General features: G+C 69.2%; 11 protein-coding genes. 6 read left to right on the plus strand and 5 right to left on the minus strand.

Annotated features, from left to right (window positions below; genetic code table 11):
- Window positions 1–34 precede the first annotated feature (34 nt).
- From EV193_RS15655 to EV193_RS15665, 3 genes are all read left to right on the plus strand, one after another.
- Complete coding sequence (locus EV193_RS15655; RefSeq protein WP_130344833.1) at window positions 35–556, plus strand: gamma carbonic anhydrase family protein; 522 nt, start codon at window positions 35–37, stop codon at window positions 554–556.
- Between the two features lie 9 nt (window positions 557–565).
- On the plus strand, window positions 566–1,243 hold the full coding sequence (locus tag EV193_RS15660) for a uracil-DNA glycosylase (protein WP_130344834.1): 678 nt from the start codon (window positions 566–568) through the stop codon (window positions 1,241–1,243).
- Window positions 1,244–1,353: 110 nt separating this feature from the next.
- Window positions 1,354–1,806: a luciferase domain-containing protein gene (locus tag EV193_RS15665; RefSeq protein WP_130344835.1), complete on the plus strand. Its 453-nt coding sequence runs from the start codon at window positions 1,354–1,356 to the stop codon at window positions 1,804–1,806.
- A gap of 61 nt (window positions 1,807–1,867) precedes the next feature.
- Here the strand turns inward: EV193_RS15665 and rpmB are convergent, their stop codons facing one another.
- Complete coding sequence (rpmB, locus tag EV193_RS15670; RefSeq protein ID WP_130344836.1) at window positions 1,868–2,059, minus strand: 50S ribosomal protein L28; 192 nt, start codon at window positions 2,057–2,059, stop codon at window positions 1,868–1,870.
- A 174-nt stretch (window positions 2,060–2,233) separates the two neighbouring features.
- Between rpmB and EV193_RS15675 the strand changes: the two genes are divergently transcribed.
- The gene (locus EV193_RS15675) at window positions 2,234–3,868 is read left to right on the plus strand and encodes a DAK2 domain-containing protein (RefSeq protein WP_341273165.1); all 1,635 of its coding nucleotides are present in this window, start codon (window positions 2,234–2,236) and stop codon (window positions 3,866–3,868) included.
- A 1-nt stretch (window position 3,869) separates the two neighbouring features.
- Window positions 3,870–6,059 carry an ATP-dependent DNA helicase RecG gene (gene recG / locus EV193_RS15680; RefSeq protein WP_130344837.1) on the plus strand — a complete coding sequence of 730 codons (2,190 nt, stop codon included), beginning with the start codon at window positions 3,870–3,872 and terminating at the stop codon, window positions 6,057–6,059.
- Window positions 6,060–6,076: 17 nt separating this feature from the next.
- On the opposite strand, the gene EV193_RS15685 is transcribed toward recG, so the two are convergent.
- The 4 genes from EV193_RS15685 to EV193_RS15700 form a co-directional block, all read right to left on the minus strand.
- Window positions 6,077–7,606, minus strand: a complete 1,530-nt coding sequence (locus tag EV193_RS15685; RefSeq protein ID WP_130344838.1) for a coiled-coil domain-containing protein — start codon at window positions 7,604–7,606, stop codon at window positions 6,077–6,079.
- Window positions 7,607–7,716: 110 nt separating this feature from the next.
- Window positions 7,717–9,981: an MMPL family transporter gene (locus EV193_RS15690; RefSeq protein WP_130344839.1), complete on the minus strand. Its 2,265-nt coding sequence runs from the start codon at window positions 9,979–9,981 to the stop codon at window positions 7,717–7,719.
- 201 nt (window positions 9,982–10,182) lie between these two features.
- Entirely contained in the window at window positions 10,183–11,394 is a 1,212-nt protein-coding gene (locus EV193_RS15695) for an HNH endonuclease signature motif containing protein (protein ID WP_130344840.1), read from the minus strand.
- Between the two features lie 174 nt (window positions 11,395–11,568).
- A complete protein-coding gene (locus EV193_RS15700; protein ID WP_165401365.1) occupies window positions 11,569–13,032 on the minus strand; it encodes a serine/threonine-protein kinase in 1,464 nt (487 codons plus the stop codon).
- 132 nt (window positions 13,033–13,164) lie between these two features.
- Between EV193_RS15700 and EV193_RS15705 the strand changes: the two genes are divergently transcribed.
- Entirely contained in the window at window positions 13,165–14,286 is a 1,122-nt protein-coding gene (locus EV193_RS15705; RefSeq protein WP_130344842.1) for a hypothetical protein, read from the plus strand.
- Window positions 14,287–14,384: the final 98 nt, after the last annotated feature.

The following is a 14,384-nucleotide window of genomic DNA, read 5'->3' on the forward strand; positions in this document are numbered from 1 at the left end:
TAGCGACGTTCGTCTGGAATGCGAGTATCCGCATATGCCGATCTATGCCCTTGGTGATCGCGAGCCCGCGATCCACTCCGACGCGTACGTGCACCCGGACGCCACGGTGATCGGGAACGTCACGCTCGCCGCCGGTGCGTCGGTGTGGCCGCAGGCGGTGCTGCGCGGCGACTCCGGCACGGTCGAGGTCGGCGAGCGGACCAGCGTGCAGGACGGCACGGTGATCCACTGCACGTCGTTCCACCCCGCCAAGATCGGCTCCGACTGCGTGATCGGGCACAACGTGCACATCGAGGGCGCGGTGATCGGCGACCGGTGCCTGATCGCCTCCGGGTCGGTGGTGCTCAACGGTGCGGTGATCGAAGATGGCGCGGTGCTGGGCGCGGGCGGTGTCGTGTCGTTCGACGGGCACGTGCCCGCGCGGTCCATGGCGCTCGGCGTTCCGGCGAAGGTGCGCGAGGGTCACGTGGTGCCCGAGGAGATGACCGCCGGCATCGTGCAGGTGTATCTGGACAACATCGCCACCTATCGCGAGGGCCTGCGGCGCCTGGACTAAGGTCGCTCCGTGGCCGCACGACCGCTCAGTGAAATCGTCGAAGCAGGATGGGCTGAGGCGCTCGCCCCCGTCGCCGGCAAGGTTGCCGAGATGGGCGAGTTCCTCCGCGCGGAGATCGCCGCCGGCCGGCAGTATCTTCCCGCCGGGGAACACGTGCTGCGCGCGTTCACCCAGCCGTTCGCCGACGTGCGAGTGTTGATCGTGGGGCAGGACCCGTACCCGACACCGGGGCACGCGATCGGGCACTGCTTCTCGGTGGCGCCGGACGTGCGCCCGCTGCCGAAGAGCCTGATCAACATCTACAAGGAGTACTGCGAGGACCTCGGCCACCCGCCGCCGGCCAACGGCGATCTGTCGCGGTGGGCGGAGAACGGTGTGCTCCTGTTGAACAGGGCGCTCACCGTCGCGCCGCACAAGCCGAACTCCCACCAGGGCAAGGGGTGGGAGGACGTCACCGAGCAGGCGATCAAGGCGCTGGCCGCCCGGGGTGGTCCGCTGGTGGCGATCCTGTGGGGCCGCAACGCGCGCAACCTGCGGCCGATGCTCGGGCAGGTGCCGTGCGTCGAGTCGGCGCACCCGAGCCCGCTGTCGGCGCACAACGGCTTCTTCGGCTCACGCCCGTTCAGCCGCGCGAACGAGCTGCTGACCAAGCAGGGCGGCGAGCCGGTCGACTGGAAGCTGCCGTAGCGCTGAAGACGTCAAGTGCGGCCGTGTCAGAGGGTCACAGTTGGCTCTCTATGTAATCCCTGTGTGGGCGAAGTCGAACCACAAGGCAGCGTGGCAAGAGCTTCGCCGGTATGACCACACTCGAACTGCCCCGGCGAGCCGGCGAACGGCCCCGCACCGGACCCGAAGTGCCACACGTCCAGCTCAGCCAGAACGTCCCACCGGAGATCACCGACGAGCTGAAGTCGTGGATGTCCACCGCACTCGACGGCGCGGTGATCAAGCCGAGCGAGATCTCCGAGCCGGGCTCGCTCGCCTTCTTCGTGAACGGTGCGCCGGGAGCCGTCCTGCTGCCGCCGCGCCTGGACGCCGAATTCGTGCACGTCCACCGGGACGGCAGCCTGCACATGGCGCTGTCCGCAGGGGACCAAGCCTCGCTGATCGACGCCGGTTGGGGAGAACGGCATCCGCTGTACGGGCCGGTCGTCAACGTCGTGATGCTGTACGGCCCGCGCGATCGCGACGAGCTGGAGATCGCGAAGAAGGTCGTGCTCGCGGCACACCGCTACGCCACGACCGGGTGAAAGATCGAGGCCCGGCGGGGGATGTCCCCACCGGGCCTCGGATCAAGCCTCGTCAGACGGCTCAGCCGCGAACGACCTTGCCCGCCTTGATGCAGGAGGTGCACACGTTCATGCGCTTCTTCTGCGAGGGGCCGATCTTCGCGTGCACGGTCTGGATGTTCGGGTTCCACCGGCGGTTGGTACGCACGTGAGAGTGCGAGACCGACTTGCCGAAGCCCGGCCCCTTGCCGCAGACGTCGCAAACGGCAGCCACGTCAGACACTCCTTCAGGTTTGCTCGGAAGTGGTGCGCACGGCCACGATGGGCCACAGCACACGAGCCCGGGCCGGCCGGGCAGCTAGCACAGCGTAGCCGGTGCGCCGCGAGTGCTCCAAACCGGGGCCGTGATATCTCGTTACCCTCGCCCAGACACCAGAGGAGGGTGACCGTGCTGCAGGCCTTGGACGCCGCCGCGATCCGGCAGTGGGCCGCCGGCTGCGTCCAGGTGCTCAACGCCGGCCGGGACGAGATCAACAGGATCAACGTGTACCCGGTCGCCGACGCCGACACCGGGTCCAACCTGCTCGGCACCGTGCGCGCCGGCCTGGAGGAACTGCTGCGCGCGCCGGCCGACGAGCGCACGGGCGCCGGCACGGCCGTCGCCGTGCTCGCCAGGGGCGCGCTGGCCGGCGCCCGGGGCAACTCCGGCGTGATCCTGTCCCAACTGCTGCGCGGGTTCGCCGAGCCGCTGTCCACTGTGGACGCGATCGGCCCGGCTGAGCTGGCCGGCGCGTTGGACCGGGCTGCCGAGCTGGCGTCGTGCGCGGTGAGCGACCCCGTGCCCGGCACGATGCTGTCGGTGGCCGGCGCGGCGGCGCGAGCCGGTCGGGACACCGGCGCGGACGACCTGGACAGGGTGGTGACCGCCGCGGTCGCCGCCGCGGAGAAGGCGCTCGCGGAGACGCCGAACCAGCTGGCCGTGCTGGCCGAGGCCGGCGTGGTGGACGCCGGCGGGCTCGGCGTCGTGCTGATCCTGCGCGCGCTGGCGACCGTCGTGGCCGAGGGCCGGGTGACTCCGGACGCGGTGAGCATCGTGCCGCCCGCGCCGAGCGACGAGCACACCTCGATCACCGTGCGCGAGGCCGGCTCCGAGGCGTACGGCTACGAGGTGATGTACCTGCTGGACGTCACTGATCAGTCCAAAGTGGACACTCTGAGGGAAGAGCTGTCCGGGTTGGGCGACTGCGTGTCGGTCGCCGGGGACGGGCGCGGCCTGTGGACCGTGCATGTGCATTGCAACGACATCGGCACCGCGATCGAGTTCGGCGTGGAGGCCGGCCGTCCGCACCAGATCAGGGTGGCCCGGTTCGCCGACGGTCCGCAGGAGCAGCCGAGCCGGTTCCTGTCCGACCGCGCGGTCGTGGTGGCGGTGCGCGGCGGGGGACTGGCCGAGCTGTTCGCCGCCGAGGGCGCCTCGGTGTTCACCGCCGCCGACGACGAGCCGGACGCGTACCGGCTGCTGGACGTGATCACCGAGACCGGCGCGGCCCAGGTGACCGTGCTGCCGGGCGATGTCGGTCTCACCGCGGTGGCCGACGAGGCGGCGATCAGGGCGGTGGCCGGCGGGCAGGACGTGCTCGTGGTGCCGTGTTCGTCGCCGGTGCAGGCGCTCGCCGCGCTCGCCGTGCACGATCCGCGGCGGCGCGCCGGGGACGACGTGGTGTCGATGGCGGAGGCGGCGGCCGCCACCCGTCGCGGTGAGGTCATGATCGCCAAGGGTGAGGCGATCACCTGGGTCGGCGCCTGCAAAGCTGGTGACGTGCTCGGGTTCGCCGACGGCGAGGTGGTGATCATCGAGCCGGGCCCGGCCGGTGAGTCGCAGACCGTCGGCACCGCGCGTGGCGTGCTGCGGCTGATGCTGGCCTCCGGTGGTGAGCTGGTGACGGCGGTGATGGGCGTGAGCGCTCCGGCGGGCCTCGCGTCCGAGTTGGAGGAGTTCGTGCGGCACGAGCACCCGGAGGCGGACCTGGTGTGCTACGACGGCGGTGAACTCGACGCGGTGATCATGTTCGGAGTGGAATGACATGGTGTCCTTCGAGGACAAGCTGGACGGCCTGCTCGGCACGAAGTCGGCGAAGGCACTCGCCGCCGCGCTGGACATCCACACGGTCGGCGGCCTGCTGCGGCACTACCCGCGCCGGTACGTCAAGCGCGGTGATCTGACCAGGATCGCCGGCCTCGACGTCGGCGAGCACGTCACCGTCATGGCCAGGGTGGTGAACAAGCGCGAACGCAGGATGCAGCAGCGCGCCGGCAAGATGACCGAGGTGACCGTCACCGACGGCGAGCGTCAGCTACAACTGGTGTTCTTCCGGAGGGTGACGGGGCTGGACAAGCTCCGCATCGGCGAGGTCGGGCTGTTCGCCGGCAAGGTGACGCGGTTCAACCGCACGCTGCAGCTCGCCCACCCGGACTTCAAGGTGCTGGAGAGCGAGGACGGGGTCGACGCCTCCGAGACGTTCCTGCGCACGCTCATCCCGGTGTACCCGGCGACCGAGAAGCTGCCGTCCTGGCGCATCGCCAACTGTGTCGAGCAGGTGCTGGCCGTCTGGGACGGCACGGAGGATCCGCTGCCCGCCGAATGGCTCGACCGGCACAAGATGCTCGACCTGACGACCGCGCTGCGCGATCTGCACATGGGGTACGACTGGGCGGCGATCGAGCGTGCGCGCAAGCGGCTGAAGTGGGACGAGGCGTTGGCCGTGCAGCTCGCGCTGGCGCAGCGGCGGTTCGCGGCGGGGGCTCGGCCCGCGCCCGCCTGCCCGCGCACGGACGGCGCGATCCTGGACGCGTTCGACGCGCGGCTGCCGTTCGAGCTGACCGAGGGGCAGCGCGAGGTCGGTGAGGTGGTCGCGGCCGATCTGTCCGGCGAGCACCCGATGAACCGGCTGCTGCAGGGTGAGGTCGGCAGTGGAAAGACGATCGTCGCGCTGCGGGCGATGTTGCAGGTGGTGGACTCCGGGCGGCAGGCGGCCCTGCTCGCGCCGACCGAGGTGCTCGCGGCACAGCACGCCCGCTCGGTGCGCCAGATGCTCGGCGATCTCGCCATGGCCGGCGAGTTGGGCGGCGCGGAGAAGGCCACGCGGCTGGCCCTGCTGACCGGTTCTTTGCCTGCCGCGCAACGGAAGCAGGCGTTGCTGGACGCGGCGAGCGGGTCGGCCGGCATCGTGGTCGGCACGCACGCGCTGATCCAGGACACGGTCCAGTTCGCCGACCTCGGGTTCGTCGTGGTGGACGAGCAGCACCGGTTCGGTGTCGAGCAGCGGGACGCCCTGCGCACGCGGGCGGGCGAGGACACCAGCCCGCACGTGCTGGTGATGACCGCGACGCCGATTCCGCGCACGGTGGCCATGACCGTCTACGGCGATCTGGAGGTCTCGTCGCTGCGCGAGCTGCCCCGCGGCCGCTCGCCGATCGGCACCAACGTCGTGCCGGCGGCGGAGAAGCCGTCATGGCTGGATCGGGCGTGGCAGCGCATTCACGAGGAGGTGGCCAAGGGTCACCAGGCCTACGTGGTGTGCCCGAGGATCGGTGACGCGCCGTCCGCCGGCGAGGACGTCGACGCCGAAGAGTCCACTGTGGACAGTGAAGAGGAACGGCGTGCGCCGCTGGCGGTCAACGAGGTGGGCCCGATGCTCGCCGAGGGCCCGCTGGCCGGGTTGCGGCTCGGCGTGCTGCACGGCCGGCTGCCCGCCGACGAGAAGGACTCGATCATGCGCGCGTTCGCCGCCGGCGAGTTGGACGTGCTCGTGGCCACCACGGTGATCGAGGTGGGCGTGGACGTGCCGAACGCGACGGTCATGGTGATCATGGACGCGGACCGGTTCGGCGTGAGTCAGCTGCACCAGCTGCGCGGCCGGGTGGGCCGGGGGAGCGCGCCCGGTTTGTGCCTGCTGATCACCGACGTGCCGGACGGCACCTCGACGCGCGAGCGGCTGGACGCCGTCGCGTCCACTGTGGACGGTTTCGAACTGTCCCGGGTGGACCTGGAGATGCGTCGCGAGGGCGACATCCTGGGTGCGTCGCAGTCCGGCAAGAACTCCGGGCTGCGGATGCTCTCGCTGCTGCGCGACGAGGAGACGATCACCGCCGCGCGGCACGAGGCCGCCGCGCTGATCGCCGACGACCCCGAGCTGCGCCGATCTCCAGGACTCGCCGCGATGGTGTCCGACCTGGTGGACACCGACCGCGCCGAGTACCTGGAGAAAGCCTGAGCTAGCGGGACCCTGAGTTAGCGGGACTGCGCGGGCTGCTTCTGCTGCCCGGCGGAGTTTTTCTTGTCGTCCTGCTGGTTGTTGGCCTGCTGCGACTTGGCGTCGCCGGAGTTGTCCTGCAGGCCGCTGGTTGCCGCCGCGAAGTGCTTGCGTGCCTCGTCCATCGCCGCGAAGGTCGCCGACAGCTGCTCGGAGACCCGACGCTCGTGGTCCGAGGCGGCCTTCTCGCGCTCGTCCGCGAAGGCAAGACGCCGCTCGGTCTCCTCGGAGACCTTCTTCTCCTTGGCCTGCAGGTCGGCCTGGCGCCGGGACAGCTCCTTGTCCACCGCCTGCTGCTTGGCCGCGATCTCGTCCTCGATGGACGCGGCCCGCCGCTCGGCGTCGGACACGAGCTTGGCCGCCTGGTCCTGAACGGCCTTCTCCCGCTCGGCGACGAGCTTGTCGGACTTGGCGCGCTGCTCGGCGAGCTGACGCTCGACGTTCTGCTGCTTGGCGACGATCGATTCCTCGATGCCGGCCGCGTGCTGCTGCGCCTCGGCGACCAGCTTGTTCGCCTGCGTCTCCGCCGCCTTCTCCCGGTCGGCGACCAGCTTCTCCATCTTCTCGCGGCGGTCGGCCAGCGCGGCGTCGCTCTCCGACGCCCTGCGCTCGGCGTCCAGGATGAGCTGGGTGCTGCGCTCCTGCGCGGCCGCCTCCTGCTCGCCGATCCGGCGCCGGACCTCGTCCTCCTGTGCGGCGAGCGAGTTCTCCAGCTCGCGCTCCAGCGCGGCGCGCTGCTCGGCGGCCTCGGAGTCCATCGCATCACGCCGCTGAGTCGCCTCGGCGAACAGTGCGGCGATCCGGTCCTCGTTGGCCCTGGCGTTGCGCTCGTTCTCCGCGTGCGCGTCGGACAGGAGCTTCTCGTGCTCGGCGACCAGCGAGGCCTTGCGCTGTTCGTGCTGCTTGTTCAGCTCGTCGTGGTGAGCGCGGTAGGCCGTCTCCAGCTCCTCGCGGCGCTTCTCCGCCTTGGCGACGATGTCGTCGGCCTGCTTGCGCTGCTTCGCGGCCTGCGCTTCGGCCTGCTGCTGGATCTTCCCGGCGGCGGCTTCCGCGGCACGCCTGGTCTCGGCGGCGCGGGCGTCTGCCTCGGTCCTGGTGTTGGTGGCCGCGCGGTCGGCGTCGGAACGCGTCTGCTTGGCGTACTCCTCGGCCTCCGACTTGGTGTTGTGCGCGTACTCGTCGGCCTGGCGCTTGAACTCGGCGATCTCCTCCTCGGCGAGCTGCATCATCAAGCGCACGCGCTCGGTCATGCTCTCGGTGCTCGCCGGGTTCGCGCTGAGTCGATTCAGCCGCGCCTTGGTCTCCAGGAGTTGCTGCTGCACGCTGCCGAGCGTCTTGGACAGCTCGCCAACCTGCGCCTGCGCCTCCTGGCGGGACTTGGTCGCGTTCTTGAGGTCATACGTCAGCCTGGTGACACGCTCGTTGACCTGCCGCTGGTTGTACCCGCGCAGGACCGTGTCGAAATGAGGCAGCTTGGGGGACGACTCGGTGTCGTCGTTCGCGGACATGCGGCTACTTTAGTGGTCGCCCCGGCGGGTGATACCGCCGCTACGGTGAAGCTTTGTAAAAGACACGTTGGGCCCGGTCAGAGGCCCGGGCCCAACGTGATCATCAGTGGTCAGCGCGGTGCGCCGGGCGGGCCGACGATCGGCTGCGGCCGACCGACGGGAAGACGCACCGTCGCGTCGGTGACCCGGGGTGCCGGCCGGCCCACCTGATGGGTGACATCGTTCGGGACGCCGAGTGCGCGGCGGGGCGGCATCTTCGACGGCCACCAGTTCGCCTTGCCCAGCAGCGTCATCACCGAGGGCAGCACCAGCGCCCTGATGATCAGCGCGTCCAGCAGGATGGCGACGGACAGGCCGATGCCCATCTGCTTCATCTCCATCATGCTGGCGGCGGCGAACGCGGCGAACACGCAGACCATCACGAGTGCCGCGCTGGTCACCACGCCGGCCGAGCGGGTGATGCCGTCCCGCACGGCGTCCTTTGTGGACAGTCCCCGCAGCGCGGCTTCGCGGATCCGGCTCACCACGAACACGTGGTAGTCCATCGAGAGGCCGAACAGCACCACGAACAGGAACAGCGGCATCCAGGCGACGATCGCGCCGTTGGAGGTGAAGTCGAGCAGCCCCTCCGCCCAGGTGTTCTGGAATACGAGTGCCAGCACGCCGAACGCGCTCGCCACGGACAGCATGTTCAGGATCAGGGCGGTCAGCGCGACCACGAGCGAGCGGAATGTCGCGGCCATGATCAGGAACGTCAGCAGTAGGACGAAGCCCATCACCCAGGGCAGCTTCTCCGCCTGGTGGTCGGCGTAGTCGACGGCTCGGGCCACATCGCCGCCGACCGCGAACTCCGCACCGGCCACGACGCCGACCGTGCTCGGCAACAACGAGCCGCGCAGCAAGCTCAACGACTCGGTCGCCTTCGGATCGTCCGCCGCGAACGGGATGGGCACCGCGAGCGTGGTGACCCGCCCGTCGGGTGACACCTCGATCTTGGCCGGCCCGCCGTGCGAGAACAGCGGGCTGTCCTGTGTGGACAGTGCTAGCCGGTCGAGCGCGGCACGGACGTCAGCCGAGCGTGCAGGGTCGGCCGCCACCGCGATCTCGTGGAAGTGTCCCTTGGTGGGGAAGGACTCGGTGAGATGGTGGTAGGCGCTCACCGCGGCGACGTCCTTGGGCAGGTCGTCGATGTTGGAGTTGCGCAGCTTCATGTCCAGTGCGGGCCAGGCCAGCGCGAGCATCGCGGCGACACCGAGAAGCAGCGTGAGCCAGGGGCGGCGCAATGCCGGCCGCAGGAGGGCGGGCCACAACCGAGGTGCACGGTCAGGCCGGCTGGACAGCCGCCACAACAAGGGAACCTTCGGCCGGTCCACCCGAGGGCCAAGCTTGGCCAGCAGTGCGGGGAGGACGGTCAGCGAGCCGAGCATGGCGACGCCGACGACGATCACCGAGCCGGTGGCCAGCGAGTTGAACACGGCGTCGCCGGCGAGGTACAGCCCCGCCATGGAGACGATCACGGCGAACCCGGACACCACCACGGCGTGACCCGATGTGGCGGCCGCGATTTCGACGGCGCTGACATGGCTGATGTCCTTGGCGCGCTCTTCGCGCTCGCGTTTGAGGTAGAAGAGCGAGTAGTCGACCCCGACCGCCATCCCCATCAGCATGATCACGCTGCTCGCCGAGTCCACGGCCGGGAAGACGTGTGAGGCGAGTGCCGCGAGGCCGATCGAGGCGCCCACGGCGGACAGCGCGAGCAGCAACGGAACGCCGGCTGCGATCAGCGCGCCGAACGCGATCAGCAGGATGATCAGGGTGATCGGCATGCTGATCAGCTCGGCGCTGGCGATGTCCTTGCCGACCTGGTCGTTGATGCCGACGCCGATCGACGCGCTGCCAGTCTGTTCGATCAGCAGATCGGGGTGTTTCCCTTGTGCGGCAGAGGTTTCGTCGAGCACCTTCTCGACTCGTTCGGTGGCGGTCTTCGGATCGCCGCTCAACTTCACGCCGACCAGGAGAGCCTTGCCGTCCGGTGACTGGACCGCCGGATCGACCGTGGACACCTCGGACAGCCGCCGCAGCCGCTCGGTCACGTCGGCCGCCGCCGCGTCGGCCTTGCCCCGGTCGAGTTGGCCGGTGCGTGCGGTGATCAGGATGTTCTCTTCGGCGGGTTGGTCGAATTTCCCCTCGTCCACGATCTCGGCGGCCCTACCGGATTCGCCGACCCCCATGTCCACGATGTCGGCCTTCTGACTGCCGACCACCAGCCCGCTCGTCGACGCCACCGCGACGAACACGATCCATAAGCAGATCGCCCGCCACGGATTGGTCGCGCTCCACCGTGCGATTCGCACAGTGGTTGGTTGCCTTTTCACGCCTGCTCCTTCGCGCATTCGGGTACGCGGAAGCCGGAGCACGGGTGAAAGTCGTTGTCCCACAAGAGTTCCCCGGGCAAGTCCCGTGCTCTTCCGCTGCCGGGAATCGTCCTCGCACGGCAGCACGGGCACACGGGTGCTCGGACCAGGACCAGAGTGGTGTTAAGCCCACCGGTCCACAGTGGACAAAGCCCGCCGGGGTCAGAAGGGCGGTGGGTCTGGGTCGGCGATTGGTTGGGCTCGGACGGTGGTTTTGTGTCCGAGTGGGCTGCGGGTGATCACGGTGTCGGGGTGGGGTTGTTCGACGTGCCAGCCGGGTTTCTCTTTGCAGAGGTTGTGGCGTTCGCAGCGTGGGTTGAGGTTGCACAGGCAGGTGCGGCCGTGGTCGGCGTGGCGGAGGGTGTGATCGATGTGGCAGCGTGTGGCTGGGCGGTCGCATCCGGGGTGGGTGCATCTGCGGAATCGCAATCGGATGTTTTCGGCCATCGTGGCGGGTGGATAGCGTTTCCTGCCGACGTCGGTGATCATCCCGGTTGGTGGGTCGTAGAGTATTCGTCGCCAGGTGGATTTCTGGTCGGCCGCGAGTTGCCGCACGACTTGTGCGGGGAGTGTGTCGACGCCGAAGAGTTCACCCGGCTTGTCGTGCACACCCAGCAGCGTGGTGTGTGGCACGGTGACCCACACAATCGTTTTGATGTGGGACTGGTTCTCCCCGCAGAAGTGCTCGACGGCGACATCGAACCGCAGATTGTCCAGGCTGCGGGTGTCGCCTTGTTGCTTCAACCGTCGGGCGTGTTGGTCGATCCGCAGGTAGGCGGGGTAGAGCTGTTCGACCGGCCCTCGTATACCGAGGAAGGCTTCGCCGTCGTCGTCCTGCTTGAAGGTGACACACCGGTCCTTGCGGCGCGCCAGGCGGCGTTGTTCGGCGCCGTCGGGGTCGACCTTGTTCACCCAGTAGCGCACCTTGCGCTGAAACGGGGTGTAGTAGTCCGGCGGATCCGCCAACACAGCGGCTTCCACCCGGGCGGCGTGCTCGTCGGACAACGGGCGGGTGACCTCATACATCGCCCGGGCCTTCGCCCAATCGATCACACCCCGTCCGAGCGCGGACAGGGTCGCCGGGAGCCGGGTCACCAACGCCTCGGCCATCGTCACCTGATGCGAAGCGTGCCCGGGTGACCGCTTCAACGCCTGCCCGATCTCCTCGGACACATTCTCAACCCCACCCCGCAACTGGTTGTACCGAGCCAATAGTCGAACCTCGTCAGCGCACAACGCGGCTTTGTCGCGCTGAACATTTTCCAACTCCGCTACCGTGCTCGCCTCATCCGGCGTAAACGGCCCATCGGAGAAATCAAACTCAGGCTCACCAAATACTCGAGGCGCGGCCTCCAAGACCGCGTCCCAAGACATTTCCTCACCTATTATCAACACACCACAATTCTACCGGACCATCCACGAAAATGGCGTCCCCCATTCCGGTGGCAAGCTGGTCGCCCTGACACCTCCACGGAGAACAACCACAAGAGGGCGACCAGCGCGGCAGCTAAACGACAGAAAGCGCACTAAAAGAACGAAGAACGGCCACTAAGCCGATCCCCACACCCCACCCCGACACCGCAACTGATGACCAACCGGGCTGTACGCCCGATCCCCATCATTGCCACACCTCTCACCAGGAAACGACCCCTCAGGCGCCGACGCCGCCGGAAACCCGCCCGCCGGCTCGAGAATCCAGTTCTGCCCGCCACCCGGCACTCGCTGACACCGTTGCTGCTTGCCCGCGACGGTGCGCAGCCGCCCGATGTCGACCCGACTGCACTCGCCAGCGCTCACTGCGGTGAAGACGCTCGGAGGGCTGACCGTCCCGGTCCCGCTCTCCGCCGCCGGCTGCGTCGTGGTCGCCGAGTTGGCAGCCGTTCCCCGACCGTCCACAGAGGCCCCCCGAGTAGCGAAGTAAACCGCCGCCCCAGCCCCACCCAGCACAAGCAGCGCCACAAGCAAAACGGCAGCCCGCCGCCGTCCCTTCCGCGGCCTGTCCCACGTGGACTCGCCGTCACCAGAACGCGGCGACGTGTTGCCCTTGGTCTCGTGCCGCGGCACCACCCACCGCGTCAGTTCCTGCGAACCAGCGGGCGGCCGCACCACAGTCAACGCGTCAGCAGGCCCGACAGTCGGCCCCTCCACCGCCCACCCCTCGGGCAGGTTGGCCAACAGATCGCCCGCATGCACCGACGCGATCGCCTCACCGCCACGCACCGACGGCGGCGCCGCGGCCAGCAGTGCCTCCCGTGCCTGCACACAGTCGACGTACCGGCGCGCCGGATCCGGATCAGCCAACCGCCGCAGCACAGCGGCCAGATGCGCCGGCACGTCGTCCGCCACCGGCAACCCGTGTGTCCAGTCGCTCGGAATGTCGGCGGACGAGTTGGACATGTGCACCAGCCGCCGCCCGGCCAACAACTCCGCCGCCAGCACCCCGACGGCGAACAGATCAGTGGCCGGAGTAGGCGAGTGCCCGTCCAGGTACTCCGGCGCCAGATACCCCGGCGTGCCGATCGCCGCGCCGATCCCGGTCAGCGACACCGTGCGCCACGTCGCGATGCCGAAGTCACCGACCAGCAGATGCGGCCGTGCCGCCCCCGCGTCACGCAGCAAGAGATTCGCCGGCTTGAGATCCCGGTGGATCACCCCAGTGGCGTGCAGCGGGGCGAGCGCGTCCAAGAGCTGATCCACGATCTCGGCCACCCACTGCCACGGCAACTTCCCGTGCCGCGACATGAGCTGGCGCAGCGATCCGCCGCGAGCCAGCTCGGTGACCAGGATGGCCTTGTCGTCGATCAGGCGGAACGCCAGCGTGCGCACCAGGTGCGGATGCTCCACCCTGATCCGCGACTCGATCACGAATCGCAGCAGCCCCAGCTCGTCGCTGCCGGCGAACTCCTTGAGCGCGACCCAGCGGTGGTCCTCGGTGTCCCACGCGAGGTGCACCTTGCCGAACGCGCCACTGCCCAACGGCGTGACTCTTGTCCAGCGGTCGGCATCACTCACGGGCGCACAGCGTAGAAGCGACTCGGCGAGGCGCGATCTCCGCCCCACTGGCAGGATGTTGCAACCGTCCGGGGCGCAACGGCGTCGGACAGGTGCCTGGGGTTACAAGCACGTACGGAGGTACGGGTAGTGATGCAGCGCCAACCGCGCGCGGGTGCGCGAGCCGCGATCGTGCTCGCCGTGATCGGCCTGGCCGCCGCGGGCTGCGGCGGGGACGACGCGCCGAAGGCCGACGGGCAGGAGAGCTCGCGTCCGCCGTCCAGCACGACCACCAGTCCGTCGAAGTCGACCACGCGTGCCGCCGAGGGCAAGCAGGTCCGCAACGGCGAGGTCACCAAGGTCGACAAGATGGACGGCGTGCAGTTGAAGAGCCCGCAGGACGGGAAGCTGCGCAACTTCGGCATCGACGCCGCCGTGCTCGAGTTCGGCACCGCGGACGCCGTCGAGTCCGGCTCGTCGTCGAGCACCCGGTACGTGCCGGAACCGGGCGGATCGCTGCTGGCCTTCAAGATCAAGGCGCGCAAGGCGGGCAAGGACGACATCAGCGGCAAGGTCACTGCGTCGGTCGCGGTGGACGGCATCCAGCGCAGCCTGCCGGGCTTCGACTCCGCGCTGTCGAGCTACACCTCGACCGACAGTGCCACGCTCTCCTACATCGTGGGAGTCCCGCAGGACCGTCGCAGCGTCGAGCTGGAGTTGAAGTACGTCGGGCTCGCGCAGAAGTTCGACCTGCTCGAAGGTGTCCGCAAGGGCGACCAGCCGACCGTGCTGTACCGCTCGGAGTCCGGCCCCACGATCAAGGTGGAGTCGCTGACGCCGTCCCAGGTGACGGTCGCCCCGAACTCCAAGATGAGTGCCGGGCCGGGCGCGCTGGTGTTCGGCGAGCCGTCGGCCGAGCTGAGCTACTTCGCGCCGACCACCGGCAACGTGCCGGCCGACAAGGAGAAGGCGTGGCTGGTGCTGCGGTTCAAGCCGGCCGAGGGGGCGTACTGGGCGAAGTCGTGCGTCGTCCCGCCGAGCGCGTTCAGCGCGACCGACGAGACCGGCGCGCAGTACCCGGCGCACGTGTCGTACTCGAAGGCGGAGCGCTACAGCGAGCACGTGATCGTGTTCGAGGTGCCGGCGACGGTGAAGAAGCCCGTCGTGTCGGCCGCCCCGAGGACGGTCGGCTGCAGCTACTACAGCGGCAACGAGGAGCAGTGGGCGGTGACCGGTCCGCCGGCAAGGATCGAGGTACCCCTGCCGGAGCGGTGACACAAACAGGGGTCGCCTGATCGATCACGATGGCGCCCGTCACCTGAAACGGTCCTCCCGAGTAGCGAGACCGACCCGGTAACGTGCCCTCCGTCGCC

The organism is Herbihabitans rhizosphaerae, from assembly GCF_004216555.1.
Classification (GTDB): domain Bacteria; phylum Actinomycetota; class Actinomycetes; order Mycobacteriales; family Pseudonocardiaceae; genus Herbihabitans; species Herbihabitans rhizosphaerae.